Below are 24,874 nucleotides of genomic sequence, written 5' to 3'. Positions count from 1 at the left end.
GGCGGGTTTCCCGCCGTAGGAAACTTTTCAAGACGAATTTTGAATTTTGAATTTATTTGTCCCCCCACAGGCTCACATCGCAGGTGCTTCGGTGCTACCGGGGTTATTATGGCTTTGGGTTAAGCTATTGAATACTACTTGACCAATAGCTTTGATTAAACTTCCCTCTAGTTCTCTAGCCATTTGCATATTGCATTGGAAAGCATAATTGGCTTCTGCAACGATGCGGTCTGCTGTAGCATCATCAATAGGTAATGAATCTAATGCTTGACGATACTTATCTTTAAATGCTTTCTTGTCGGGAATTTGCTCAAAATTATAGAAAGATGTGCCTTCGTAGCCAGACAACCGCAAAGTTGACTGAGCAATTTTCTGCAACATCTGTCCCCCAGACAAATCACCCATGTAGCGCGTATAAGTATGACCAATTAACAACACAGGCTCATGGGCAGAAAGTTGTCGAATCCGGTTAATATATGACTGGGCAGTAGTTCCCGGTGTAATTAGACTTCGCCACTCGCTACCATAGTAAAATACCATGTCTTTTTCTAAGGAGGCTTGGCGATTTAGTTCGGGAAAGTAAATTGCACCAATCACAGGATGATTGACTTGGCTTTTGATAGCGGCTTCTAGTTCACTGTAAACAAAATACAAGTTACTTAAAAACTGGGCGAAACAGTCTCTATCTACCACCCCCTTCAAAAAACATTTCATGAATCCCACGTTTTCTGCTGCTGTGTGAGCTTTTTGAGTGCCAGAACGCAGTTTAACAGCTAGATTATTACTCATTTTTGCTTCCTTAATGTTTAATTGTTCAGGCAGTCACGTTTACAGACTCAGAATGGCTGCCAATTCACAGTCAAGTCTCAGGTGAAATGATTGTTATTCGGGGTTGAGCAAGGATCTGCACGACTCTATCTAGCAACTATCATGCTCAATACAGATCCTTGGTTTTTTTATATCTCCCAAACTCATTTAACTATTATTGCTTGTATAACTACATAGCTATTAATAATTTTTTATATTTCTCTTAATCTGACTACACATATTGGGGCTGGGGACTGGGGATTGGGGATTGGGTACGGGGAAAAATTTCTGGAGAAATTGAGTGTAGTTTGCATCATGATTTATCGTCATACCCAGTTATTTAACTGATGTGGAGAAAGATATTTTTATGTTTATATAGTTATGAAAACGTTTACCATTAAGGAGTCTCATGGTTAATTCTCTGGCAACTCCAGAACCTCAGACGCTTAAACCAGGCGTGAAAGCACCTGTTCAAGAAACATTATTAACACCCCGGTTTTACACCACCGATTTTGATGCGGTGGCAAATTTGGATATTTCAGCCAATGAGGCGGAGATTAGAGCGATTATTGATGAACTCCGTGCTGACTACAACCGTCATCACTTTGCCCGTGATGAAGAGTTTCAGCAAAATTGGGATCATATCACTGGGGAAAAACGCCGGGCTTTTATTGACTTTTTGGAACGTTCTTGTACTTCCGAGTTTTCTGGGTTTCTGTTGTTTAAAGAGTTATCACGCCGTGTCAAAGAACGAAATCCTTTGTTATCAGAGGCTTTTCATTTGCTGGCACGGGATGAAGCACGCCATGCAGGATTTTTGAATAAATCAATGGCGGATTTCAATCTGTCTCTCGATTTAAATTACTTAACCAAAAACCGCACATATACATTTTTCCCGCCAGAGTGGATTATTTACACAGTCTACCTATCGGAGAAAATTGGTTACTGGCGTTATATTTTGATGTATCACCATATTCAGGAGCATCCAGAATACCAGTTTTATCCGTTATTCCGTAAGTTTGAGAGTTGGTGTCAGGATGAAAACCGACACGGGGATTTTTTTAAAGCAGTATTGCGATCGCAACCCAAATTATGGAAAAGTTGGAAGGCTCGCTTATGGGTGCGTTTCTTTTTGTTAGCTGTGTTTGCTACCCACACTATGACTGTATTTGAACGGGCTAGCTTTTACGAAGCTATCGGTATCCATCCCCGCAAGTACAACACTAGAGTTATTCAAGAGACTAACAATACTTCTGCTAGAGCTTTTCCTCTGATTTTAAATACTAATCACCCTGAGTTTTTCTGGCGGTTAGAACTTTGTGCGGTGAATAATTTGCAACTTGCGGCGATTAAAAATAATCAGTTGCCGAAGTTTGTCAAGTTCTTCCAAAGTATTCCCCCTGCTATTGGTATTTTTTGGAATATGTTACGGTTGTATTTGATTAAGCCGATTGATGCTGAGGCTACTCGTGGTACTGTGATGTAGTTAGGGTTTTTGGTTTGGGTTTTTTGTCTCTGCGTAAATTGCTCGTTTTTTTTTTGAGGTTTGATCAATTATTTCGTGTTGGGGATGAAGATTTTTTAAATTTCGCGCATACCGCTAAGGCGGAACCGCTTGCGGTAGGCGCAAAGACGCAAAGCGGCTTCTCGCAGAGTAGGCGCAAAGAAGGGGAGCATCCCAATTTTGCAAAAATAACCGCAGCAACACCAAAAACTCTCTGAACTTTCTTACCTTCGTGATCTTTGCGTCCTTCGTGGTTCGTTTCTTCCCAGCCTTTGACATTGGGTAAAAATAAATTTACACATTTGGGATGCTCCCCAAAGAAGAGCGCAGAAGATAATGCGTTTTTGTTGTGCTGGGTTACTTAAACTTTTTTTCTGTTTCTAGAAATTGGGGAACGTCTACGAGTTGTTGGAATTCTGGGAATTTGACTAAATCAGTCAGGTTGGCTGTTGTTCCCTGTTGTTTTAAGTGGGTTAGGCAATTGGTTAGTGTTTGTGTGACTGCTAATAAGCCTGTGAGGGGGAAAAAGACGATTTTAAAACCTAAGTTTTGTAGTTCTGCTGCTGACAGGGAGGGGGTTTTACCTCCTTCAACTATGTTCGCTACTAATGGGATATTAGGGAAGGCAGCAGCGATCGCTTTTAGTTCTTCTACTGATTGCGGTGCTTCTACAAACAGTATATCTGCTCCGGCGGCAATGTAAGCACGACCACGGGCGATCGCTTCTTCTAATCCTAGTGGCGCACGGGCATCTGTACGGGCAATAATTACTAAGCCACTATCGCCTCTCGCTTCTACTGCGGCTCTAATTTTTCCGGCGTGTTCGGCTGTGGGGATGACTCGTTTACCTTCAAAATGTCCGCACTTTTTCGGCCATTCTTGGTCTTCTAGCAATACTCCCGCTACACCTAATTGTACAGCATCTTTGATCGTCCGCATGACGTTTAAGGCGTTGCCATAACCAGTGTCTAAATCTGCAATTAAGGGAACATTCACTGATTGGGCAATTCTGCCTACACTGTAGAACATTTCTGTAGCGGTGAGAAAACCATAATCTGGTAAACCCAAGGTAGAAGCCGCTATCCCAAAGCCACTGGTAGCTATTACCTCAAAACCTATCTTTTCAGCCAGTTTTGCACTGAGACAGTCGTAAACACCAGGAATCACGATAATTTCAGGACGCGCTAGTAACTGTCGTAGTGTTTGGCTAGAAGACATAGTGAGTAATTTGTAATAAAAGATACGTTCGTAGTAAGGGCTTTAGCCCTTTAAATCCCTAAATAGGAGCGATAAATCGCTCTCTACGAACAAAAGTCTATTTTACATTTAAAGTAAGTCCTAAATAATTTCTGGCGTAGGTAAGATGTCAAGGTTTTTCATCTAAATTAAGTTTATTGACATTTACGCCAAAAGGTATCTATAAACTATGCTGGAGCAGCAAGCTAATTTAGATAATACCGCTTTGTTTGAGCATTTATGGCAGATTACAAAAGAAATGCGCCAGAAAATAGATGCTCGGTTTGAAACTCATCCCGATGCTTCCACTCAAAGTTTACACAGTTATGCTGCTCAGGTGGGTGCTGCCCACGGTTCACTGAATACTTTTACAGGTGCGGAAGTCGATTGGTTAGTGCATTCATGGTTACGTGATCCGATTTCGGGTTTTAGCAATATGCACTTGACGGTTTGGCTAAAATCTCATATCCGTGTTCCTCATCTAGCTTGCGCGTTTAGTACGTTTCCCCAACTGGGGATTTTGTTTTATATGGATTACATCCCGCGCACTGATTTGTTCGTTGACTTAGAATATTTAGACCGCTACTATGAACCCGTTAATCAAACGTACTTAGCACTACAGGGTGATTCACGTTTTGAGCCATTTATTAGTAAAACTTTATATATTCGGCAGGCACAATCACACACGAGTTTGTGTTATACGTTTCAAGAAGAGCAGGAAACTTTAGCTTTGGTGAGCAAAGTTGCTCATGAAATGGTGGATCGTTGGTTGTCTTGGATAGATACAGCCGCACCTGTGGCAGAATCAGAACGGGCTGCATTAGCTGAACGTGATTTATTTGTGCGTCGAACCATCGCAGAACGTGATCCAGACAATAAAGTTGCTGTGCGGTTCTTTGGTGAGGAAATGACAGATAAACTGGTGCGATCGCTTTGGGGTGGCGATCGTATACTTTCTAGATAGGCAATCTTAATATACTAGCGAATATGGCGAATCATACTGATACTATAGAATCATTCCGTGCTTTGGCATTGCAAGTTACTTGTCATGCAGTTAATCCAGCACGCGATCGCCACGAAGTCGGGTTACTGATGCAAAAAACTATTACCCGCTTGGCGCAACAAATCGCCGCCAGTATTGCTTTCATCGGTTCTGATTGTCGCTTAATTGTCCTACCCGAATACTTCCTGACAGGTTTCCCAATGGGGGAATCTGTGGAAGTATGGGCAAATAAAGCCTGTATAGAAATGAACGGCGCAGAGTATGAAGCTCTCGGTAACATTGCTCAAAAACATCACATATTTTTAGCTGGTAACGCCTACGAACTCGACCCCAATTTTCCAGGGTTGTACTTTCAAACCTGCTTTGTAATTGATGCCTCTGGTACAGTAGTTTTACGGTATCGGCGACTTAATTCCATGTTTGCGCCTACACCCCATGATGTCTGGGATAAATACCTTGACTGTTATGGCTTAGAGGGAGTTTTTCCCGTAGCGAAAACCGCCATTGGCAATTTAGCAGCTTTAGCATCAGAGGAAATTTTATACCCAGAAGTAGCGAGGTGTTTAGCCATGCGTGGCGCGGAAATTTTTCTCCATTCCACCTCGGAAGTTTACAGTAAGAATATCACACCCAAAGACGCTGCTAAAATTACCCGTGCTGTAGAGAATATGGCTTATGTAGTGTCAGCTAATACTGCTGGGTTAAGTAATAGCCCTATTGCCATGAGTTCAGTAGATGGAGGTTCAAAAATTATTGACCATCGCGGGATAGTATTAGCAGAGACAGGTGCAGGGGAAAGTATGGCGGCATTTGCAGAGATAGATTTAGCAGCATTAAGACGCGATCGCCACCGTCCAGGGTTAAATAATTTACTGTCTCGTCAGCGATTTGAACTATACGCCCAAAGCTACAGCCAGTCCCAATTTTACCCAGCCAACACCATGTTAAATCAAACCGTAGACCGCCAGCATTTCATCCAAGCCCAAACACAAACTATTGAACGCCTCAGCAATTTAGGGATAATTTGACACAGGAGGCGACTGGGGACTGGGGATTGGGGACTGGGGACTGGGAGTCATGACGGGAGATGAGGGAGATGAGGGAGCAGGGGAGCAGGTGAGCAGGGGAGAGAAACTAAACTAATGACTAATGACTAATAACTAATGACTAATGACTAATGACCAATGACTAATGACTAATAACTAATGACTAATGACTAACCCTATAGAAGTACGTAATCCTCGGACGGGAAAATTTGATTATGTGATTATCCCACCACCAGTGAGGTTGCTAGCCCAGCAATGTAACCGGGCGAGGCGATCGCAAACTCGTTGGTATCAAATCGGTATAGAAGCTAGAATTGAAGCCCTACAGCAATGGAAACAAGCAATATTATCTCAACGGCAACAGCTAACAGAAGCTTTAGTCAATGACACGGGTAGATTATCCATCTCAGTATTAGAAATTGATTCCTTCCTATCCACTATTGACCGTTGGTGTAACCTAGCACCAGAATTACTACAAGAAACCGCTAAAAATACCAGTATTCCGTTTATCGCCTTACAACAAGCATCAATTCCCTACAGCTTAGTTGGCGTAATTAGTCCGTGGAATTTTCCCTTGTTGTTGTCAATGATTGATGCTATCCCGGCATTGTTGGCGGGTTGTGCTGTCGTTGTCAAACCCAGTGAAATCGCGCCTCGGTTTGTTGCACCTTTATTGTTAGCACTCAACGAAGTTCCTCACCTGCGGGATGTGTTAATTTTTATTGAGGGAGCAGGGGAAACAGGAGCAGCGTTAATTGACTATGTAGATTTAATTTGTTTTACAGGGAGTGTAGCCACAGGACGGAAAGTTGCAGAAGCCGCAGCTAAAAGGTTTATCCCAGCGTTTTTAGAATTGGGAGGAAAAGATCCAGCGATCGTTTTAGAATCAGCAGACTTAGACCTAGCTACCTCAGCGATTTTGTGGGGTGCAGTCGTCAACACAGGTCAATCCTGTCTCTCCATAGAAAGAATTTACGTTGCTGAATCCATATATGAAGATTTTTATCATCAACTCATAGCTAAAGCGCATCGTCTAGAGCTAGCTTACCCCAACGTGGAAAGCGGACAAATCGGCCCTATTATCGCCGAAAAACAAGCAGCGATCATTAGAGAACACATCGCCGATGCAATGCACAAAGGCGCAATCATTCACTGTGGCGGTAAAGTAGAGGAATTAGGCGGCGGTTGGTGGTGTCGTCCCACCGTACTCACCCAAGTCAATCATGCCATGAAAGTCATGACCGAAGAAACTTTCGGCCCCATTATGCCCGTAATGTCGTTCTCCAACGTGACGGAAGCAGTAAACTTAGCTAACGACTCCATTTATGGACTCAGTGCCGCCGTGTTTGCTGGTTCAGAAGAAGAAGCCTTAACCGTCGCTCGGCAAATCCAGGCAGGTGCTATTAGTATTAATGATGCGGCTTTGACTGCCATCATGTACGAAGGAGAGAAAAACGCCTTCAAATTTTCCGGTTTGGGTGGTTCACGCATGGGTGCAGCAGCACTCAAGCGGTTTCTGAGAAAACAAGCGTTTTTAATCAAAGCTAACTCCGCCCCTGACCCTTGGTGGTTTAATAGCTAATGAGCGATCGCTAAATCAAGGCGTTAACCTTAACACACCCTACTGGACTGACACAGCTAAAATAGTGCAAAAATATAGTTCTTGTGGTGCGGGCTTCTAGCCTGCACCGGACGAGCTAGAGAGCTTATCCCACAAGAGAGATTTAATGCAACATTTTAAGCTCAACACACCCTACAACTTAAAACCTAATAATATCAGGAATTAAAAATGACTAAAATTAAAGCAGAAATGCCTGTACTTGCCCGTCATGAAGGCGATTGGATTGGTACATACACTTTAGTTGATACATCAGGAAAAATTCTTGACCAACATGAATCACATTTAACCTGTCAATTTCCAGACAATAGCCCCTATCCCTACTACCAAATTAACCGTTACAAATGGGCTAACGGTAAACAAGAAGAACATCAATTTCCCGCAACTTATCGTGATAAAATTCTCTGGTTTGATACAGAGCGCATTCAAGGCAAAGCTTGGGAAATCGACGACTCAACAGTAATATTATGGTTTGCTTACAAAACAGTACCAGAAATGTATTTATATGAAATGATTCAAATTAGTCCAGACAATAACCATCGCGCCCGTACATGGCACTGGTTCAAAAATCATCAAATTTACCAACGTACTTTGATTAAAGAAGAAAGGTTAAAATAGTAAATTCCATAATCAGATATACTTTTGAATTTAGTAGCTGCGTGGCAAGGCTAAAATAGTGCAAAAATATAGTTCTTGTGGTGCGGGCTTCTAGCCTGCACCGGACGGGCTAGAAGCCCGCACCACAAGAGTGTTTTAATGCAACATTTTAAGCTTGTCACGCTAGTAGGGTGCGTTAACGTAGTGTAACGCACCATTTTATGAAAAAATAAACATCCTATTACATCAGATTTTAACTTGATAAGGTAGACGCATGGCAAAGACTGACAAAATTAACTTTTCTACTCCTAGCGGTTTTCCTGAATTTCTCCCCAGCGAGAAACGCCTAGAATTATATTTATTAGATACTATCCGTAGAGTTTATGAAAGTTATGGATTTACACCTATTGAAACACCCGCAGTAGAAAGATTAGAAGTCCTGCAAGCAAAAGGAAATCAAGGCGATAATATCATTTATGGTATTGAACCAATTCTGCCACCAAATCGCCAAGCAGAAAAAGATAAATCAGGCGAAACAGGTTCAGAAGCCAGAGCTTTAAAATTTGATCAAACAGTCCCTTTAGCAGCGTATATCGCCCGTCACCTGAATGAATTAACCTTTCCCTTTGCGCGTTACCAAATGGATGTAGTCTTTCGGGGGGAACGCGCCAAAGATGGGAGATTTCGGCAGTTTCGTCAGTGTGATATTGATGTAATTGGGCGGCGGGAACTCAGTTTATTATATGATGCCCAAATGCCCGCAATTATCACCGAGATATTTGAGGCAATTAATATTGGTGATTTTGTAATTCGGATAAATAACCGAAAAGTTTTGACAGGATTTTTCCAATCTTTAGAAATTTCCGAAACTCAAATTAAATCTTGTATTAGCATCATTGATAATTTGGAGAAAATCGGAGAAGCGAAAGTTAAGCAAGAGTTAGAGAAAGAAGGAATTAACCCTGAGCAAACACAAAAGATTATTGATTTCATCAAAATTGATGGTGATGTTGATGAAGTGTTAGATAAACTCCAACACCTCTCAGAAAACTTGCCAGAATGTGAACAATTTAGTTTAGGTGTCAGTGAATTAGCAACAGTAATTGCAGGTGTGCGGAATTTAGGAGTTCCTGACAAACGTTTTTGTATTGATTTGTCTATTGCCCGTGGTTTAAACTACTATACTGGCACTGTTTACGAAACCACCCTCATCGGACATGAAGCTTTAGGAAGTATTTGTTCTGGTGGCAGATATGAGGAATTAGTGGGGATGTTTTTAGGCGAAAAAATGCCGGGAGTGGGTATTTCTATCGGTTTAACTCGCTTAATTAGTCGCTTACTGAAAGCGGGTATTCTTAACACCTTACCTGCAACACCAGCGCAGGTAGTGGTAGTAAATATGCAAGAAGATTTAATGCCAACTTATTTAAAAGTTTCGCAACAGTTACGCCAAGCGGGTATTAATGTTGTGACTAACTTTGATAAGCGTCCCTTAGGTAAACAATTCCAAGCAGCAGATAAACAAGGGATACGTTTCTGTGTAATTATTGGTGCTGACGAAGCAGCTGCACAAAAATCATCACTTAAGGATTTACAAACAGGCGAACAAATAGAGGTAGCATTGGCAGATTTAGCTGAGGCAATTAAACAGAAACTTGTATAACTAATCAATTAACAGGGTGCTATGAATAAACCAATCAAAAGGGCATTTTTAGATACCGAAGATGGACAAATTCTTTATCGTATTGGTGGCGAAGGAGAACCTTTATTATTACTGCACATGAACCCCCGCAGTAGTGATGAATATCGGGAATTAATGCCCATATTGGCCAAGAAATACCGTGTTATTGCAATGGATTTAATGGGGTTTGGTGATTCTGATAAACCGCCAAGATTATATTCAGTTGCAGACTACGCTAAAACTGTCATTGCCTTATTAGATGAGTTAGGTATTGCCAAAACCAACATTTTAGGCAACCATACAGGTGCTTTCGTTTCTGGAGAAGTCGCCGCAGCTTATCCAGAACGAGTTAACAAATTAATTCTGTGTAACGTTGCTGGTTTTGGTGAAGCTGGCAAAGCAGATTTAATGCGGCGATTTCAGGAAGGTTTCGTCATTCAAGAAGATGGTTCTCACCTGATGGAAAGATGGTTAGCGCGTAGCAGTTATGTAGGTTCTGCTGATTTGAATCATCGTTGGGTTTTAGATGATTTGAAATGTTTTGGCTATCCTTTATATGCAGTTTGGGCGGTGGGAAATTACTGTATGGAAGCGGCAGAAAGATTTACAGCTATTAAGTGTCCCACGCTGATATTCTGGGGAATTGATGATGTAGAAGAATTTGAAAGATTAGGTTTAGCATTAGCAAAAGACAGATATTTCTTATCACAAGCAATACCTCACAGTCAGGTTGTAGAGTTACCTGGAGGAACTATTTGTATGATGAATCAAATGCCTGAAGAAATAGCAAAGATAGTCATCCAATTTTTAGAAAATGCTGGTGTTCAAATTTAAGCTCTTCTTAAATAACGCCCAGTAGGTGAACCCAAAACTTGTCCGTTGTGGTAAATCAAATTTCCCCGCAAAAATGTACTTTTAACCCTTCCTGTTAACTCCATTCCTTCAAATGGTGTGTAACCTTGTTGTGATTCCGACTCAGACGCACTTACCACAAAGCTTTCATTCGGATCTACTAACACCAAATCAGCATCATAACCAAGAGCAATATCCCCTTTTTCTAGCAACCCAAACCGCCGGGATGGGTTCCAAGATAGCAACTTAGCCATCTGGTTGTAAGACATCCCCCGCTTACTACCTTCACTCACCACACCAGAAAGTAAATATTCTGTACCGCCAAAACCAGACTTTGCTAACCAAATATTATTCGGGTCTTTAGCATTTCTTTTTTGTTCCGCAGAACAGCAAGCATGATCACTAACTATCCAATCTACTTGATGATTCAGTACAGCTTGCCATAGATATTCTACATCAGCACGGGGACGAATCGGCGGGTTAACTTTTGCCCAAGCACCGTTAGGGGTATTCACATCTAAGAGTAAATGACCAACAGTAACTTCTCGGCGAAAATTAATATGTGGAAAAGCAGCTTGCATAGTCAAAGCTGCTTCCATTGCTTTCCGCGAACTCAGATGCAATAAATTGATATTTACACAGTTGGTTTCATGCGCCAAATAAGATGCAATACAAACAGCTAAACCTTCCGAATGGGGGGGACGCGCTGCACTGTAAGCGTGTAGTCCACTCAGGCTAGAATCATTTTCAACTATTTTGGTGTAGGCGTTAAGAATTTCTGCAACTTCGCAATGCAAACTTAAGCTAATAATATCTTTCGCTGCTGGATTTTCTGCCATTAAGCGAGTGATACCACGCATAATAAACTCAAAATGAGCAAAGTCATAGCGTTCCTCTTTATTTATCATCAAAAACAGGTTTTGCTTGTCTGATAAACCATGCAACCCATAGCCACCATAAAACATGAAGATTTTAAAGGAACTGACACCAAATTCTTCAAATAGTAGAGGTATTTCTTCAATATGTTGACTAGCTATAGGTGCAACATGATAGCTGTAATCAACAAAAAAATTACCTGCGGATAACGCCAAGACTTCCGGGAAAAAATCCCGGTAAGAGCCGCCTTTATTGAGATAATATTGTCCTGTACGAATGTAATTAAGACTGGTAGTTACTCCCCCCATTGCGGCTGCTTTACTTTCAGTCACCGCATCTTTATCTAGGGGTTGATAAATACCCACGTGCATGTGAGCATCCACCACCCCAGGAAAGCCTAGCAGGTTGTTAGCATCAAATACATCTTTGCTTTCGTCTACGCTAATATGAGGAGCAATCTGGGCAAATTTCCCATCCTTAATTCCTATATCCAGTAGTTCAACAGCATCATCATGGGGACGAACTACCCGCACATTTTTGATAATTTTATCCAATACAGGAGGTTCAGACATAGTAGACCTCACACTAAAATGATTACATTGATTTCTGTAGGGTGGGCAATACACCAAGATAAAAATCAGGGTTTAAGCGTAGTTTTAGGAGTGCATCGCCGCACTGTCATGGCAATAAAGCCACTGGTGCAAGATGTAAGTAGTCAGGAATTCCAATATCCTACCGGAAGACCAGCTAAAACCCATTAATATGTAACAGTTTTTTATTGAATCTACTTGAGGATAACAACCTATGGCAAATTTTAATGAGTATCATCTCAACCCTGAAGAATTTACTTTTCTTAAAAGTTTCCAAGAGCAATGGCAAGTCATTAGAGATGAGTTTACCAGCTTTACTAAGCAAGCATCTGAGGAGGAGTTAAAATTTACTTATGAAGTTTTAGGGCCTAAAAGTAAAACGATTAAAACTAAAGGTAGTTCAAAATATAGTGCTTTTGGGATTTTATTCCAAGGTTTGTTTATTGAAGAATATATTCAGTTACATCAAATAACTTATCCTGATTATGGGACAGATGAAGCATCAGCCAAAGCACTTGCTTTAAGAAAAAAATATTTCCCAAATTTGGCTAATGTAATCGAAAAAGTCAACTTCAAAGATGATAATGTAATCAGAAACGTGTATTTTGGGACATTTCATCCGGGTTTAGATATCAAGCTTCATGTTAACTATAACCATCATACAAATCGTGGATATTTAGGTTTGATTGTGCCAGAGGGGGATGTAGCTATGAAAATATGTCACGAAAAACTGTATTGGCAGGAAGGCGAATTTATGGTTTTAGATCATAGCTATCCACACTGTCCACATAATTACACTAATTACGATAGAACTGTTTTGGTTGTAGACTTTTTTAAAACGGATAAACCGAGAGAAGAAATAATAAAATTTGAACAAGAGCAAGTTATACAACGTATGCAAGATAATCCTTACAGCTTAGGGGTTTTTGGTAAGAGTGATAAAGCACAAGCTGAAGATTTTATTAAGTATGGTTTAGCTCATCAATTAGAGTGGGATAAAGCCTTATAAGAATAAGTCTTTAAGTTAGATGTAACCCACCATCAACAGGTAAAGCTACTCCAGTAATAAATGCAGCTTTAGGAGAGCATAAAAAAGCTACTACTTCACCTATTTCTTTGGGAGATGCCCAACGTTGCATGGGTGTATTTTTAATCATATTTTTCATAGTATCACTATCTACTCCATCGCTATTAGATGTTACTAATTCCCAAGCTTCAGTTTTGACAAAACCGGGAATTACTGCATTAACTGTAATGCATCGTGGCGCAAGTGTTTTAGCATAGTATCTTGCTAAAAATTCCACAACTGTCTTAGCTGAACCTGGTAAGGCATATTGCAATTTTGGCGTTTGACTGCTATTACATCCAGGAGCAGATATTGCTACTATATAGCCGTTTCCATCTTTCATGTAATTGATGGCTTTTTCGACACATCTAATAAAGCATTTAGGATAGACATTTTGATAGTAATCATATTGATCAAAACCAGTCAAATTACCACTACCTAATAATTGATGTGATTCCTTATTAGCTGCGATCGCTTGACTAGATTCCGTCGATGTTGTCACTCCCACATATAACCCAGCGTTATGAATGAATGCTGTAAGATTACCATGAAAATTATCTTCTACACATTTAAATATGGTTTCAATAGTAGCTTCTTCTGCTAAGTCTCCTTGAATAATATAAACCTTGTTTCCATAGGTTGATTCTAGTTGAGTCTTGGCAGTATTTGCTGCCTCTTGATTGGAATTAAAGCCAAGTATCAAGTCATAGCCATCTTCAGCTAGCTGCTGTGATATTCCCCAACCGATACCACGTGTGCCACCTGTGACTATTGCTAGCTTTGATATCATGTTTGATTACTAAATATTATTAATTTCAATTAACTCAAAAAAATCAGTAATTACAAAAGTAATGTTAAATCTCTAATATCACTTAAGAACAACCAAGTAAATCAAAAAATAATTATTGTAATGATTATTTATAATTTGCAACAAATTAAGAGCTTGCATAGCACATCGCACTAGATAATTAAACTTAGTGTATATCGAGTTAATGATGATGGCACAAAACTCAGAAAAAACTTTAAAAGTTGCTCAACAGGCATTTGAATATTTCACCCAAGGTCTAGCAACAGGAGAATGGCAAGCATTTTTTGATATGCTCACAGACGATTTTACCTTTTGGTTTCCGATGGGTAAATTCCACGGTTTGAACGTGGGTAAAGAACGAGCTAAAGAGTTTTTTGAATACGTTTCTGAGTCTTTTAATTCTGGACTAAAACTAACATCTCTCGACCACGTTACCAGCAATGAAACGACTGTGGTGTTTGAATTCCGAGATGAAGGACTTTTACTCGGACAGCCTTATAAAAATCGTGTAGCAGTTGCTTTTGATGTGCGTGGTGACAAAATTTGTGGCTACCGTGAATACTTCGGTAGCGATGGTAAATCTTATTGATAGGAAGGTGAATACAGTATAGAGACGTTTCATGCAACGTCTCTACAAGGTGTTGAAACTTTTATTTGCAAGTATCTTAATTTGAGTTAATTATTGTTAGCTCTGATTGCTTGCAATTCTTTACACTTAGCCTCTGCTGCTTGGTAAGCTTCTAGGTATTCTTTACCACCCAACATCACATCCCCATAATATTCATAAGGTGCATCGCCATAGATGGGTAGGGGGTCATCTTCAGGATAATCTTCTTTTGATTCTTCGATAATTGCTTTTAGCTGCTTCACGCTCAAGCTGTGGGCTGAAAAGTACCACAGTTGTTGAGAGTTCTTTTGCAGGTGTGGTAATGTGGGGTCAACAATGCAGTTGTCTATCTCAATCCAACCGTGTTCTATGGGTTTGTATTGTCTACCCGCGCAGACTAAAAACCCTTGGGTATACCTCGCCCCCTGAGTCGCCAAGGCTGCTTTGTAAGCATTATCAAAGGGTTTTTTCGCCTTGCTTTTAATGCTTTCAGCTATTTTGAGGGAAAGTTCTTGATCCAATTCTTTGTTCATCGACACAGGGGATTAAAGGGGCGATTGTCAATATATATAGTAACACTTCTGTGGTGAGCCGAAATGTAACCCCCTGTTGCTGTGGGTATGCTGCATGAACCCCTTCGGTTATCTGAGGCTTATTATGCGGCAACACCTTGTCTACGCATTGAGTGCAATTTACGGAAACGGGGGATGCAATCGCGTTATCATTATATGCAAAAATATATTAATTTAAAATTAACAATGAAAGAAAAAGTCTATGTTGAAACTTCAGTAATCAGTTATCTAACTTCTCGTCCTAGTCGAGATATTGTGATTGCAGGACATCAACAAATTACCCAAGAATGGTGGCAAAATTATCGAGATAAATTTGCTCTGGTAGCTTCACAGCTAGTTATTCAAGAAGCCAGTGCTGGAGACTCTATAGCAGCTGAACGAAGACTAAAAATCTTAGAAACAATAGAATTATTAGAAGCTAGAGAAGATTCACTAACTTTAGCCCAAGCTTTTCTTGATTTTAAAATTATGCCCCAAAAAGCGGCTGAGGATGCTTTACATATTGCTATTGCTGTAACCAATGGTATCAATTATTTGTTAACATGGAATTGTAAGCATATTGCTAATGCTCTCATGAGGAGAGAAATTGAAAGCATTTGTCGTTCCCAAGGCTATGAACCAGTAATAATTTGTACCCCTGAAGAACTGATAGAGAGGTAAAATTTATGTGGCAAGATCCAATTATCGAAGAAATTTATCAAGTTAGAGAAGCACATTCAAATGAATTTAACAATGACTTACAGGCAATTTATCAAGATTTAAAAGAACAAGAAAAAAGGAGCAATAGAAAATTTGTTTCTTATCCTCCAAAGTTGTTGAAGGATGTTTCTGTTTTGAATAAAGTTTAGTGCGATCGCTCATTTAAAAACCTTACCCGCTTCATCCTCTCTCACCTGTGCCAAGGACATTAGTTTGTCACTGATGACAGCTAATTTGTATATCTCTAAAATGGACGTAACTGGATTCGAACCAGTGACCTCTACGATGTCAACGTAGCGCTCTAACCAACTGAGCTATACGTCCTTAACCACACGATTTATTAGTATAGCATATATTTATTAGAAAGCAAAGATTTTTTGTGTGGCAAATTTCTAGGGCTGAAGTCGTTTCTGAGCTTGTACTAGCAATGCTTGGGCTTCTGCATAAGCTGTTGTACCAGACTTGACAGTATTTAACTCGTTAATAATGCCTTGGATTTGCGCTTTGAACTGTTGCGGGTCGGAGGGTGGCGCAGCAATTAACCTTTCGATTTCCTCATTAGCCTGTTTCAGTGAGGATTGCGATTCTATCTCAGCTTGCAGTCTAGTTTCAATAATTCCCAAATTGCTTTGATACGTCGCTAATAATTTCTGAGCTTCTAAATAACCCGGTTCTTCTACCGGAATGGTTTGCAATTTTTCAATGGCTGTTGACCATAACTGAGCAATTTGTTTCCACTTGGTTTCTGTATGGGGCGGATTTTGAGATGCTTTAGCGGCTGCAAAGGCGAATTGTTTCGCACCCTCAATTATCTTGCTACTGCGGGGGTCAACAATACCTTGAATTTTGCCTTGGTAGGTTGCTAATAACTTTTGGGCTTCTACATAGCGGGGATTTTCTACAGGAACTTCTTTAATGCGGTTAATAGCCTGTTGCCATAATTCAGATGCGGTTTGTGGTTGAGTTGCTTTGGCTTTTTCGGCTGCTAAATCAAATTCTTGGGCGGCTGTGATAAAACTACCAATGCGAGCATTTTCAAAATCACGTTTGTAGGCTTTGATTTTAGCTTGTGCTGTTTTTGCGGCTAGTGTTTGTTGGGGAATTTGTTCTAATTGGTCTATTCCTTCTTGCCAAATGGCGATCGCTTGTTCTCTCTGTTCAGTAGTGCTAGCCTGTTGATATTGCTGCTTGGCGGTTTTCAGGGTTTGTTCTGCCTGAGTCAATGGTACTAAAGCATTTTGATCTTGAAATGCGATCGCTTCTATCCGTCCTACCCGTTGGCGTGCTGTGTCAAATTCATCCACAGTAAACCGCCAACTACACCCAAATAAATTACAGTACGCTTGTGGATAATACCCCAAAAACCACACTGGCAATTTATCTAAGTTTCGCTTTGCAGCTTTGACTTTTTCACCACCACGTTGAATATCTGCTGGGCTGGTAGCTTGATTAATTAATTGGTCTGCTTGTTCCAGGTTGTGAATTGCTTCCCGGTAGTTATAATCCATACTGATATAACTAGGCAATAGTAGCAGAGGTACAGTTCTGGAAACAGGCCGGCGAATCATTGGATAAGGTAAATTCACTACCCAAAGCACACCAGCTGCACCACCTACAACTATCACTACCCACTTGATTTTGCTAAAAATTCCAGGTGGTTGATTAGCTTTTGCTGCTTGTTTGAGAATTTTCTCACTAAATTGTGGATATATATCAATAACTGTGTCACGTAATTCTTCTAACCCCGCAGGAGAACCTTTTTCTAGACGCAGTTTTTCTAATCGTTTAATGACTATTTGCTGCTCAATTTGACCTACTTGGTCATTCCCGCTACATTTTTGTACTTCTGCAAGCAATAGTTTCCAGGCTTTTTTGTTGAGACGATACATAGATATAAGCTGTAACTTATCAATCTAGTATTCCCATTGTGTATAATAAAAATTACTATTCCTCGAAAACAACAGAGGAACGACTTGTGTAGGAAGCTTTCAGAACAGAAGAAGCCGAGAAAGCACAAGGCGCGGAGGAAGCGGAGAAGAAAAACTAATGACTAATGACTAATGACTCTTATCTTCCACCCTAAAAATTATTGTTAAAATTTATAAGTCTCATAAGAAAAACTTGATAATCTAGAATGTCAACTGCTTTAATTACCGGTGCATCAGGTGGTATTGGTAAAGCCTTTGCCCAAGAATTAGCTGCACGTCAAACAAATCTAGTCCTCGTGGCTCGTTCAGAAGCAAAGCTACATGAGCTTGCTCAGGAACTACAAGAGCGATATAAAATCCAAGTAGATGTAATAGTTAAAGACCTCACCGAACCTAATGCGGCTGCGGCTGTATTTGATATTACAAAAACCAAGGGACTAACTATTGACTTGTTAATCAACAATGCTGGTTTTGGTGATTATGGTGATTTTGCCGAAACCAACGGGGAACGCCAAGTCAAAATGGTACAATTAAATATTCTGACTTTGGTAGATTTAACCCATAAATTTTTACCTTTGATGCGTCAACGCCGTTCTGGCAGCATTATTAATGTATCCTCAATTGCCGCATTTCAACCGATACCATATCTTTCGGTATATGCTGCTAGTAAAGCTTTTGTGTTGAGTTTTAGTGAAGCATTGTGGGCAGAAAATCGTAAGTATGGTGTTCGTGTCTTAGTGGTGTGTCCTGGCCCAACGGAAACCAGCTTTTTTACTGAGGCGAATTTTCCCCCAGCTTTTACAAGTAAAACCAATAAAATCTCTACTCCTGAAGAAGTAGTACATGATGCTTTAAATGCTTTGAATAAGGGTGAGTCTACAGTAATTAGTGGCGGATTTTTGAGTAAAATAATTACTAATATGCCCAGATTTTTACCAAGAGAAACCCTTGTACATATTTTAGAAAAACAGTTTAAAGCGTAGGTATTTTGAATAGACTGTGATTGGGGATTAGGGATTGGGAATTGGAGGTAATTAATTTTTTGATTTCCATTCCCAATGCTTATTAAATATTAGGGAACTCCAAAAAATAAATTATTCCACTTCAATTTTCTGACAGTTCACTGTTTACAGTCAACAGCCAACAGTCAACATGATGGAATATTTTTTTACTTGGAAGTCCCTTACATATATCTGGTTAATTGCACCCGGTAACGTTCTTTTTTAGTTACGGCGATTTCTCCAACTTCTAAACGTCCTTTACCGCGAATGGCGATTAAGTCACCTGATTTTACTTGGGAACTGGCTTGAGTAACTTCCTTCCAGTTAACACGCACATCGCCTGTATCGATTAAGTCTACCATTTTACTGCGTGACATTCCAAATCCAGCAGAGGCGATCGCATCTAATCTTAAAGAAGCTTCCACTGTGGTTAATTCTTTTTTCTTGGGTTCGCGAACTTTTAACTCGCTGAAATCAATGTGCTGGGTTTTCACAGGAACAGAGCGCACCTGCTGAAGATTCATTGTCAAAAATTCGGCTAACTCTGGGATGACAATTGCTTGCGCTCCCCGTTCACCCAAAACAATAATATCCCCAGTTTTTTCCCTCACAATTCCTGTTCCCAACATTGCGCCTAAAAAGTCGCGGTGGGTAGCGGGATCGAATAGGAAATTACCAGCGATTTCTAGGAGTACCAAGCTAACTTGAGATTGATCTAGGGGTAACTCAGAACGAGCGATCGCTACTCTTTGGCGTTCAGCTTGTGGATACCCACCCCAAGCCAGCAAATGCACATCCGTTAAACGACTAAACACCCGTTGCATTTCTGCCAATTCTGGAGGTGACAGAAAATCTGTCAACACCACTTCCCAAGTTTTAATCGCTTGTTCCGCTAGATCAATTACACGCGCTATACTATCTCGATTTTCAACACCCTTTAACAGTTCTTCTCGTGGCAACATGATAAATAGTCATTAGTCATTAGTTATTAGTCATTAGTCAGTAGGGGCGGGTTTACCAGATAATCTGTAGAGCCATGATAATTCTTAGTAAACCCGCCCTTACATTAGTTATTAGTTTTTCTCCTCCGTTCCCCTGCTTCTTCAGAGTCCTCAATCCCCTAAACACTAGCTGTGTCAGCGTAACCTTGGATATTTTCTGGCTCAAATTGGCGTAATATCCGAGTAGCTTGTCGGGAGAGAGCTTCAGAACCTTGAACTACAATCAGATACTTACCAGCATCCAAACGGTTACGGTAGGGTAAAGCATCGCCGCTACCTACAACTAAACCAACTCCACCGCCAACAAACACACTACCCATAGCACCACTAGCAGCACCCAATAACCCGCCAATGACGTGATTACCAATTTCACCAGCCCAGGCGAAGGTATCTAAACCAGTGATCAGACTGAAGGTAAAACCAGCAAAAAAGCCAAATGGTACTAGCCAAAATGCCATCAGCCGCACTTGTTTTTTAGCTTGAGCGTTGGGATCAATTAAGCCAAATTCATCAGCAGTTTTATAACCTTTTCCCAGGATTGTGCTATTTATGCCTTCTTGTTCTAAAGCTAAGTAAGCAGCTTCAGCTTGGATACGGTCTGGTAATACGGCAATAAGGTAATTCATTGGTGGAATATTATTTGTCTTATAAAAATGTTGCCTTAATTAACAGCCTATCAGTTGTTATTGGTCATTAGCCATTAGTCATTAGTCATTAGTCATTAGTCATTAGTCATTAGTCATTAGTTATTGGTAAAACTTTTTTCTTATCCCCTGCTCCTCCGCTTCCTCTGCTCCCCTACCTTCCCAGTCCCTTCCAGTCCCCAGCCCCCATTCGCTACCTCACAGTATCGATGGGTTCACAAAATTTACCCACACCTTGCTTGAGGACGTACATTAAAACTGGTGTTGCCAGAATTTTGGGAAATTCTGGAATTGTTTTGAGATGTGCCATCATCTGTTTAATTGAGCCGTTTTGCAAGTCTTCCCGAAATTCTTGTTCACAAATTACAGCACGCCACTTTTTAGCCAAATCGCCCAACCACTCGGAATTAGCCTGTTGTGGCTCTTGTCCGGCTTTAATTGCTAGTGTCATAGCTGCATCTTCTAAATCTCCCTCACAGTCCTCAATCAAGTCTAGGGCTTGCATAGCGACCTCATCATCGACTAATTGAGAACGAAATAGTGCAATTTCTTGTGATGTAACTGTAGTCATGAGTTTTTGATAGCCGAGCAGCTAAATAGTCTATAGTCCATCGTCCATAGTTGGGAGTTTATAGTCAATCACTCTTTGGGAATTGGGAATTGGGAATTGGGGATTGGGGACTCTTGACTCTTGACTCTTAACTCTTAAGCCGAGGAAGCCGAGGGAGCAGAGGGAAAAATCCCATGCCTTCAGCCCAATGACGGCAGTTGACGGCAGTTGCTACAAGTCGGGAAACCCGCCCACCGCACTGCCTCCCCCATGCCATCAGCCCCTGGACTAATGACTAATGACTAATAACTAATAACTAATGACTAACTAAGGCAACGCTCTAGAACTGACAGCTCGTTGTAAATCAGTCAAAGCTCGGTTGTAGTCCAAAATTGCTGAAATGCGATTACCCTCGGCTCTAGTCAACTCATTTTCTGCGTTGATTACATCCGTTTGAGTACCTACACCAGCTTGGAATCGCAACCGCGCTAGACGTAGTGATTCCCTAGCTTGTTCTAAGGCAGTATTAGCAGTTTGGACGTTCTCTAGATTAGCTTGCTGTGTAAAAAATGCTTGTTCTACTTGAAACCGGATTTGGTTGCGTTGTTCGGCAAATTGGGTTTCTGCGATCGCAATATTTTTTCTAGCTTGAGCGGCTCTGGCTCTAGCTGCGCCACCATCGAACAAATTCAAACTCGCCCTCACTCCCACAGAATAACCATCTGTGACGCTGATTTGGTCATCAAACTGGTCTAGCAGGTTGTAATTAGCGATTAGGCTCACTTGTGGGCCGAGATTTGCCAGTGCTTGCCGTCGTTGTTGTTCGCTGATGTTACGTTGTGCTAGTTGTTGTTGTAGTTCGGGACGGTTTTGATAGGCTAGTATGAGGCTTTGCTCTAGGGACTGGTTCCACAGACCGGCTAATTGTACAGGATCTGCGGCACTGATGTTTACGCCTTGGGGTAGACTCAACCGCGTTGCTAGGGTACGGCGAGCAATTTGCTGCCGAGAAACAACATTGGTCAGTTCCTGTTGGGCATTGGCTAAATTGACTTGCGATCGCAGCACGTCGAACCTTGTCCCCACCCCAGCCCTTTCTAACGCTTCGGCATCTCGTAAACTAGCTTGGGCATTTTCCACGGCTGATTGAGCAATGCGTACCCGTTCATCTGCCTCTTGTAAGTTGTAATATTCTGTGGCAACGTTGCGCCGGATTTCCTCGGCCTGACGCTCTACAGTCAGTTCATTAAACCTTACCTGTTCCTCAGCCTCCTTGATGCTAGCTTGCCGTCTCCCAGAGGTGTAAAGGTCATAGCTTAACTGTGCTTGACCATTGAAAACTGTGCTAGCTTGATCAGTTTGCTGGCTGCCTGCTTGTTCCAACTGGCGTTGAGCTTCCGCAGACTGGCTACGGCTGATATCAGCATTCACAGAGAGATTGGGATACAACGCCGCTTGTGCCTCTCTGAGTGCCGCTTGAGAGCGTTCTAGCTGCAACAGAGCCACTTGTAAATCCCGGTTATTGCGTTTTGCCAGTTCCAAAGCCTGCGCCAAACTAATTGGCTGATTTGCCTGAATGGTTACTTCTTCCGGTTTGGTAGGAAATTGCAGGGGGTTGGGGTTGGAAATCAGGTTTTCTGGCACCTGTACAGCACCCCCAGTTACAGGAGTCACTGTTGCTGGCTCACTGGGAGTTGGCTGTGCTTCCACCTGTGCTGCCGGTATTGTTTCTGGTGGCGGAAAATTTTGTCCAAATTCTACACTTTCTGCGGTTGTCCTTGTTGGGTTCGTGGGCGCAGCAACTTGACTTACTTGCTTGCTCATCAAATAGGACTTACCACAAGCAGGTGAAGTCACCAGTAAAGAAGTTTGATTTTGCTTCACCAATGAGCAACTATTTACTGCTAATAGATTTGCTCCTCTTACACCATTGACAGCAGTTTGTAAAGTTTTTGGTAACTGAGTTTTCAGATTTGGCCGTGGTGCTGAATCCTCTAAAGAAGATAAGGCAAAAGTTTGTTTGGTTGATAATTGGGATTTGCTATCGGTAATAGCTGCTACTGTCTTCACCAATCCTGGTTCAGCAGCAGCGAAGTTACTTTGTTTTTGATTGTTGACTAAACGTTGTTCTTTCAGCTTTTGGACAAAATTTCTCTGGGATGCCGTTTGAGATTTTTCTTCTTTAGCAATACCAGTAGTTTCTGTCAAGATAACTGGATTACTTTTACTACTTACGGTCTGCGAACTTACCACAGACAATTCAGAAATTTTAGTAACGTCTGGAAAAACTGAGACGGTAGTCTGAGGTAACTGTGTCTGGATATTGTCTGCTACCAAGGTTTGACTATCATTAGCAGTCAAGGTACTAGGAGAAGACCCTAACTGTACACTATTTACCTTCATAGCCTCAGCTACAGCTGGCTGAGTTGTCAATACTGCTGCTGTTACACTAGGTAAGAAACTATAAAATAATGGTTGTCCTTTCACCGCATCCCCTCACACGAAAATCAATTTAGCGGCAGAAAACTTTTCTTCACCACAGAATATAGCACGATACTAAATCAAGGCAGGAATATAGTAGGATACCAAATTTAAGAATCTGAACCCTGTTTATCTTCCAAACCCTTGACTATGCGCGCAAGTTCTGCCTTTTCATCGATACTAACGCGGGTAGGAGCACCACTCACAATTCTTTCATAGTTACGGAAAGAATCTTTAATTTCCGGGCCGTCGGCGGTGATATTGTACTCACGGATACCTTTATCATGCCAGGAACCCCTCATTTTAAATACGTTGATTGCCCGTGACATTTCTCCACGAATTTCAACATATTGTAGCATTAAAATTGTGTCTGTAATTGTGGAAATATGGGAATCGGTAATTGAATGTGATCCCATAAATTGATCGGTAGTGTTAGTAAAGAAACCAGTAATTTCTTCTTGTTTAGCATAGCCAGTCACACCAATCACGAATTGACGGAACGCATTATTACTGACTCCCCTAGCCAGGGCTGAAAGAGAATCAATTGCAATTCTTGCTGGTTTAAACTCGGCAATTTCTGATTTAATAATTTGTAGGTGATCTTCTAAACCAGTGGATTCGGGATACGTACAAATAATTTTTAGTAATCCTTGATGTTCTAATTCTTCAAAATCAATACCCCATGAGTAAGCATTGCGAGAAAGTTGAGCGCGTGATTCTTCATAAGCAAACAAGATGGCTCTTTCTCCGTTGACACAGCCATCTTGTAAAAATTTACTTACTAACAGTGTTTTCCCTGTACCTGTGGCTCCTGTGGCCAAAATAATAGAATCTTTAAAAAAACCACCACCACACATTGCATCTAGGGTTTTGACACCGGAAGAAACTCTGATGTTAGAAGACCTTTGAGTCAGGCGCATTGCACCCAAGGGAAAGATGTTCACGCCTTGATTGGTAATTGTAAAAGGATACTCGCCTTTCATGTGTGTAGTGCCGCGCAATTTGAGAATTTCAATTGTGCGGCGACGACGTTCTCCTTCTAAAACGTTGCGGACAATGACTACATTATCTGACACAAATTCTTCTACACCAAAAGAGGCGACTGGCCCGTATTCTTCGCTACGTTCTGTGGTAATTACAGTAGTAACATTCAACTGCTTCAAACGTGCTACTAACCGGAAAATCTCCCGGCGCACTACTCCCACAGCTTCATATTGTTGAAATATGGCGGTGATTGAGTCAATGGAAACTCTTTTGGCTTTATATTTACGAATGGCGTATTGTAAGCGTTCAATCAAGGCTGAAAGGTCAAAATTACCTACAATATCTTGACCCTCTGGGTCTGGAGACGCATCCAGAATAAACAATTTGCCCTCATTGATTAAACGTTGTAAATTCCAGCCAAAAATATGGGCATTTTTAATAATATCACTGGGAGATTCTTCAAAGGTGACGAATACACCTGATTCATCAAAGTATGTAATACCGTTATAGAGAAACTGAAGTGATAATAAAGTTTTTCCTGTTCCAGAGGTGCCACTGACTAAGGTAGTTCTACCTACAGGTAAACCACCATGACTAATATCGTCAAAGCCCTCGATCATTGTCCGAATTTTTTCGACACCACCGGATGTGTTTTTTTGTTCCTGTTGCTCGTTCTCGCTCATTTTTGTTGATCAGTGGGTGCTAATCCCAGGTTTGTTATTA

24 protein-coding genes and 1 tRNA gene are annotated in these 24,874 nt (G+C 41.0%); 13 read left to right on the top strand and 12 right to left on the bottom strand.

What is annotated here, in order from left to right; all coding sequences use genetic code 11:
- Positions 1-72: 72 nt before the first annotated feature.
- Positions 73-789 (bottom strand): heme oxygenase (biliverdin-producing), encoded by a 717-nt coding sequence (locus A3775_RS13250; protein WP_066425336.1) that lies wholly within the window; start codon positions 787-789, stop codon positions 73-75.
- 427 nt (positions 790-1,216) lie between these two features.
- On the opposite strand from A3775_RS13250, the gene acsF reads away from it, so the two are divergent.
- Positions 1,217-2,293 (top strand): magnesium-protoporphyrin IX monomethyl ester (oxidative) cyclase, encoded by a 1,077-nt coding sequence (gene acsF, locus A3775_RS13245; protein ID WP_066425334.1) that lies wholly within the window; start codon positions 1,217-1,219, stop codon positions 2,291-2,293.
- A gap of 375 nt (positions 2,294-2,668) precedes the next feature.
- Here the strand turns inward: acsF and A3775_RS13235 are convergent, their stop codons facing one another.
- The gene (locus A3775_RS13235) at positions 2,669-3,529 is read right to left on the bottom strand and encodes an oxaloacetate decarboxylase (RefSeq protein WP_066425322.1); all 861 of its coding nucleotides are present in this window, start codon (positions 3,527-3,529) and stop codon (positions 2,669-2,671) included.
- 208 nt (positions 3,530-3,737) lie between these two features.
- On the opposite strand from A3775_RS13235, the gene A3775_RS13230 reads away from it, so the two are divergent.
- The 6 genes from A3775_RS13230 to A3775_RS13205 all read left to right on the top strand — a co-directional run bounded on the left by A3775_RS13230 (position 3,738) and on the right by A3775_RS13205 (position 10,326).
- Positions 3,738-4,511 (top strand): red chlorophyll catabolite reductase, encoded by a 774-nt coding sequence (locus tag A3775_RS13230; protein ID WP_066377433.1) that lies wholly within the window; start codon positions 3,738-3,740, stop codon positions 4,509-4,511.
- Between the two features lie 23 nt (positions 4,512-4,534).
- The gene (locus tag A3775_RS13225) at positions 4,535-5,578 is read left to right on the top strand and encodes a nitrilase-related carbon-nitrogen hydrolase (protein WP_066425314.1); all 1,044 of its coding nucleotides are present in this window, start codon (positions 4,535-4,537) and stop codon (positions 5,576-5,578) included.
- A 184-nt stretch (positions 5,579-5,762) separates the two neighbouring features.
- On the top strand, positions 5,763-7,178 hold the full coding sequence (locus tag A3775_RS13220; protein ID WP_066425312.1) for an aldehyde dehydrogenase family protein: 1,416 nt from the start codon (positions 5,763-5,765) through the stop codon (positions 7,176-7,178).
- Positions 7,179-7,385: 207 nt separating this feature from the next.
- Positions 7,386-7,832 carry a DUF3598 family protein gene (locus A3775_RS13215; protein WP_066425311.1) on the top strand — a complete coding sequence of 149 codons (447 nt, stop codon included), beginning with the start codon at positions 7,386-7,388 and terminating at the stop codon, positions 7,830-7,832.
- 253 nt (positions 7,833-8,085) lie between these two features.
- Positions 8,086-9,474 carry a histidine--tRNA ligase gene (gene hisS / locus A3775_RS13210; protein ID WP_066377424.1) on the top strand — a complete coding sequence of 463 codons (1,389 nt, stop codon included), beginning with the start codon at positions 8,086-8,088 and terminating at the stop codon, positions 9,472-9,474.
- A gap of 21 nt (positions 9,475-9,495) precedes the next feature.
- Entirely contained in the window at positions 9,496-10,326 is an 831-nt protein-coding gene (locus tag A3775_RS13205) for an alpha/beta fold hydrolase (RefSeq protein ID WP_066425309.1), read from the top strand.
- Here the strand turns inward: A3775_RS13205 and A3775_RS13200 are convergent.
- Complete coding sequence (locus A3775_RS13200; RefSeq protein WP_066425308.1) at positions 10,323-11,792, bottom strand: amidohydrolase family protein; 1,470 nt, start codon at positions 11,790-11,792, stop codon at positions 10,323-10,325. The genes A3775_RS13205 and A3775_RS13200 overlap by 4 nt on opposite strands.
- Positions 11,793-11,810: 18 nt before the next feature.
- On the opposite strand from A3775_RS13200, the gene A3775_RS24250 reads away from it, so the two are divergent.
- A complete protein-coding gene (locus A3775_RS24250) occupies positions 11,811-11,981 on the top strand; it encodes a hypothetical protein (protein WP_156481628.1) in 171 nt (56 codons plus the stop codon).
- Between the two features lie 43 nt (positions 11,982-12,024).
- Positions 12,025-12,819 (top strand): aspartyl/asparaginyl beta-hydroxylase domain-containing protein, encoded by a 795-nt coding sequence (locus tag A3775_RS13195; RefSeq protein ID WP_066425307.1) that lies wholly within the window; start codon positions 12,025-12,027, stop codon positions 12,817-12,819.
- 10 nt (positions 12,820-12,829) lie between these two features.
- Here the strand turns inward: A3775_RS13195 and A3775_RS13190 are convergent, their stop codons facing one another.
- Positions 12,830-13,666 (bottom strand): SDR family NAD(P)-dependent oxidoreductase, encoded by an 837-nt coding sequence (locus tag A3775_RS13190; protein WP_066425306.1) that lies wholly within the window; start codon positions 13,664-13,666, stop codon positions 12,830-12,832.
- Positions 13,667-13,874: 208 nt separating this feature from the next.
- On the opposite strand from A3775_RS13190, the gene A3775_RS13185 reads away from it, so the two are divergent.
- Positions 13,875-14,273, top strand: coding sequence for a nuclear transport factor 2 family protein (locus A3775_RS13185; RefSeq protein WP_066377417.1), 399 nt, complete (start codon positions 13,875-13,877; stop codon positions 14,271-14,273).
- 86 nt (positions 14,274-14,359) lie between these two features.
- On the opposite strand, the gene A3775_RS13180 is transcribed toward A3775_RS13185, so the two are convergent.
- The gene (locus A3775_RS13180) at positions 14,360-14,824 is read right to left on the bottom strand and encodes a hypothetical protein (protein WP_066377415.1); all 465 of its coding nucleotides are present in this window, start codon (positions 14,822-14,824) and stop codon (positions 14,360-14,362) included.
- Between the two features lie 225 nt (positions 14,825-15,049).
- On the opposite strand from A3775_RS13180, the gene A3775_RS25045 reads away from it, so the two are divergent.
- Positions 15,050-15,523, top strand: coding sequence for a type II toxin-antitoxin system VapC family toxin (locus A3775_RS25045; RefSeq protein ID WP_066377490.1), 474 nt, complete (start codon positions 15,050-15,052; stop codon positions 15,521-15,523).
- A gap of 5 nt (positions 15,524-15,528) precedes the next feature.
- Entirely contained in the window at positions 15,529-15,711 is a 183-nt protein-coding gene (locus A3775_RS13170; protein WP_066377413.1) for a hypothetical protein, read from the top strand.
- A gap of 101 nt (positions 15,712-15,812) precedes the next feature.
- Here A3775_RS13170 and A3775_RS13165 read toward each other — a convergent pair.
- A tRNA-Val gene (locus A3775_RS13165) sits at positions 15,813-15,886 on the bottom strand.
- A 68-nt stretch (positions 15,887-15,954) separates the two neighbouring features.
- Positions 15,955-17,451 (bottom strand): hypothetical protein, encoded by a 1,497-nt coding sequence (locus A3775_RS13160; protein WP_066425304.1) that lies wholly within the window; start codon positions 17,449-17,451, stop codon positions 15,955-15,957.
- Positions 17,452-17,696: 245 nt separating this feature from the next.
- Between A3775_RS13160 and A3775_RS13155 the strand changes: the two genes are divergently transcribed.
- Complete coding sequence (locus A3775_RS13155) at positions 17,697-18,473, top strand: SDR family oxidoreductase (RefSeq protein ID WP_066425302.1); 777 nt, start codon at positions 17,697-17,699, stop codon at positions 18,471-18,473.
- Between the two features lie 200 nt (positions 18,474-18,673).
- Here the strand turns inward: A3775_RS13155 and A3775_RS13150 are convergent, their stop codons facing one another.
- The 5 genes from A3775_RS13150 to kaiC all read right to left on the bottom strand — a co-directional run bounded on the left by A3775_RS13150 (position 18,674) and on the right by kaiC (position 24,834).
- A complete protein-coding gene (locus tag A3775_RS13150; protein ID WP_066377405.1) occupies positions 18,674-19,453 on the bottom strand; it encodes a photosystem II S4 domain protein in 780 nt (259 codons plus the stop codon).
- A 158-nt stretch (positions 19,454-19,611) separates the two neighbouring features.
- A complete protein-coding gene (locus tag A3775_RS13145) occupies positions 19,612-20,118 on the bottom strand; it encodes a hypothetical protein (RefSeq protein WP_066377403.1) in 507 nt (168 codons plus the stop codon).
- A gap of 211 nt (positions 20,119-20,329) precedes the next feature.
- On the bottom strand, positions 20,330-20,707 hold the full coding sequence (locus A3775_RS13140) for a hypothetical protein (RefSeq protein WP_066377402.1): 378 nt from the start codon (positions 20,705-20,707) through the stop codon (positions 20,330-20,332).
- 306 nt (positions 20,708-21,013) lie between these two features.
- Positions 21,014-23,173, bottom strand: coding sequence for a TolC family protein (locus tag A3775_RS13135; protein WP_066377401.1), 2,160 nt, complete (start codon positions 23,171-23,173; stop codon positions 21,014-21,016).
- Positions 23,174-23,277: 104 nt separating this feature from the next.
- The gene (gene kaiC / locus A3775_RS13130) at positions 23,278-24,834 is read right to left on the bottom strand and encodes a circadian clock protein KaiC (RefSeq protein WP_066377400.1); all 1,557 of its coding nucleotides are present in this window, start codon (positions 24,832-24,834) and stop codon (positions 23,278-23,280) included.
- Between the last annotated feature and the right edge of the window lie 40 nt (positions 24,835-24,874).

Source organism: Anabaena sp. 4-3 (assembly GCF_001597745.1).
Classification (GTDB): domain Bacteria; phylum Cyanobacteriota; class Cyanobacteriia; order Cyanobacteriales; family Nostocaceae; genus Trichormus.
Note: the sequence above shows the minus strand (reverse complement) of the source record. Positions and strands in the feature narration are given on the sequence as shown.

Bases quoted from the DNA above. Each gene is read 5' to 3' on its own strand.
- A3775_RS13250 (WP_066425336.1), bottom strand. From the start codon at position 789: ATGAGTAATAATCTAGCTGTTAAACTGCGTTCTGGCACTCAAAAAGCT.
- acsF (WP_066425334.1), top strand. From the start codon at position 1,217: ATGGTTAATTCTCTGGCAACTCCAGAACCTCAGACGCTTAAACCAGGC.
- A3775_RS13235 (WP_066425322.1), bottom strand. From the start codon at position 3,529: ATGTCTTCTAGCCAAACACTACGACAGTTACTAGCGCGTCCTGAAATT.
- A3775_RS13230 (WP_066377433.1), top strand. From the start codon at position 3,738: ATGCTGGAGCAGCAAGCTAATTTAGATAATACCGCTTTGTTTGAGCAT.
- A3775_RS13225 (WP_066425314.1), top strand. From the start codon at position 4,535: ATGGCGAATCATACTGATACTATAGAATCATTCCGTGCTTTGGCATTG.
- A3775_RS13220 (WP_066425312.1), top strand. From the start codon at position 5,763: ATGACTAACCCTATAGAAGTACGTAATCCTCGGACGGGAAAATTTGAT.
- A3775_RS13215 (WP_066425311.1), top strand. From the start codon at position 7,386: ATGACTAAAATTAAAGCAGAAATGCCTGTACTTGCCCGTCATGAAGGC.
- hisS (WP_066377424.1), top strand. From the start codon at position 8,086: ATGGCAAAGACTGACAAAATTAACTTTTCTACTCCTAGCGGTTTTCCT.
- A3775_RS13205 (WP_066425309.1), top strand. From the start codon at position 9,496: ATGAATAAACCAATCAAAAGGGCATTTTTAGATACCGAAGATGGACAA.
- A3775_RS13200 (WP_066425308.1), bottom strand. From the start codon at position 11,792: ATGTCTGAACCTCCTGTATTGGATAAAATTATCAAAAATGTGCGGGTA.
- A3775_RS24250 (WP_156481628.1), top strand. From the start codon at position 11,811: ATGATTACATTGATTTCTGTAGGGTGGGCAATACACCAAGATAAAAAT.
- A3775_RS13195 (WP_066425307.1), top strand. From the start codon at position 12,025: ATGGCAAATTTTAATGAGTATCATCTCAACCCTGAAGAATTTACTTTT.
- A3775_RS13190 (WP_066425306.1), bottom strand. From the start codon at position 13,666: ATGATATCAAAGCTAGCAATAGTCACAGGTGGCACACGTGGTATCGGT.
- A3775_RS13185 (WP_066377417.1), top strand. From the start codon at position 13,875: ATGGCACAAAACTCAGAAAAAACTTTAAAAGTTGCTCAACAGGCATTT.
- A3775_RS13180 (WP_066377415.1), bottom strand. From the start codon at position 14,824: ATGAACAAAGAATTGGATCAAGAACTTTCCCTCAAAATAGCTGAAAGC.
- A3775_RS25045 (WP_066377490.1), top strand. From the start codon at position 15,050: ATGAAAGAAAAAGTCTATGTTGAAACTTCAGTAATCAGTTATCTAACT.
- A3775_RS13170 (WP_066377413.1), top strand. From the start codon at position 15,529: ATGTGGCAAGATCCAATTATCGAAGAAATTTATCAAGTTAGAGAAGCA.
- A3775_RS13160 (WP_066425304.1), bottom strand. From the start codon at position 17,451: ATGTATCGTCTCAACAAAAAAGCCTGGAAACTATTGCTTGCAGAAGTA.
- A3775_RS13155 (WP_066425302.1), top strand. From the start codon at position 17,697: ATGTCAACTGCTTTAATTACCGGTGCATCAGGTGGTATTGGTAAAGCC.
- A3775_RS13150 (WP_066377405.1), bottom strand. From the start codon at position 19,453: ATGTTGCCACGAGAAGAACTGTTAAAGGGTGTTGAAAATCGAGATAGT.
- A3775_RS13145 (WP_066377403.1), bottom strand. From the start codon at position 20,118: ATGAATTACCTTATTGCCGTATTACCAGACCGTATCCAAGCTGAAGCT.
- A3775_RS13140 (WP_066377402.1), bottom strand. From the start codon at position 20,707: ATGACTACAGTTACATCACAAGAAATTGCACTATTTCGTTCTCAATTA.
- kaiC (WP_066377400.1), bottom strand. From the start codon at position 24,834: ATGAGCGAGAACGAGCAACAGGAACAAAAAAACACATCCGGTGGTGTC.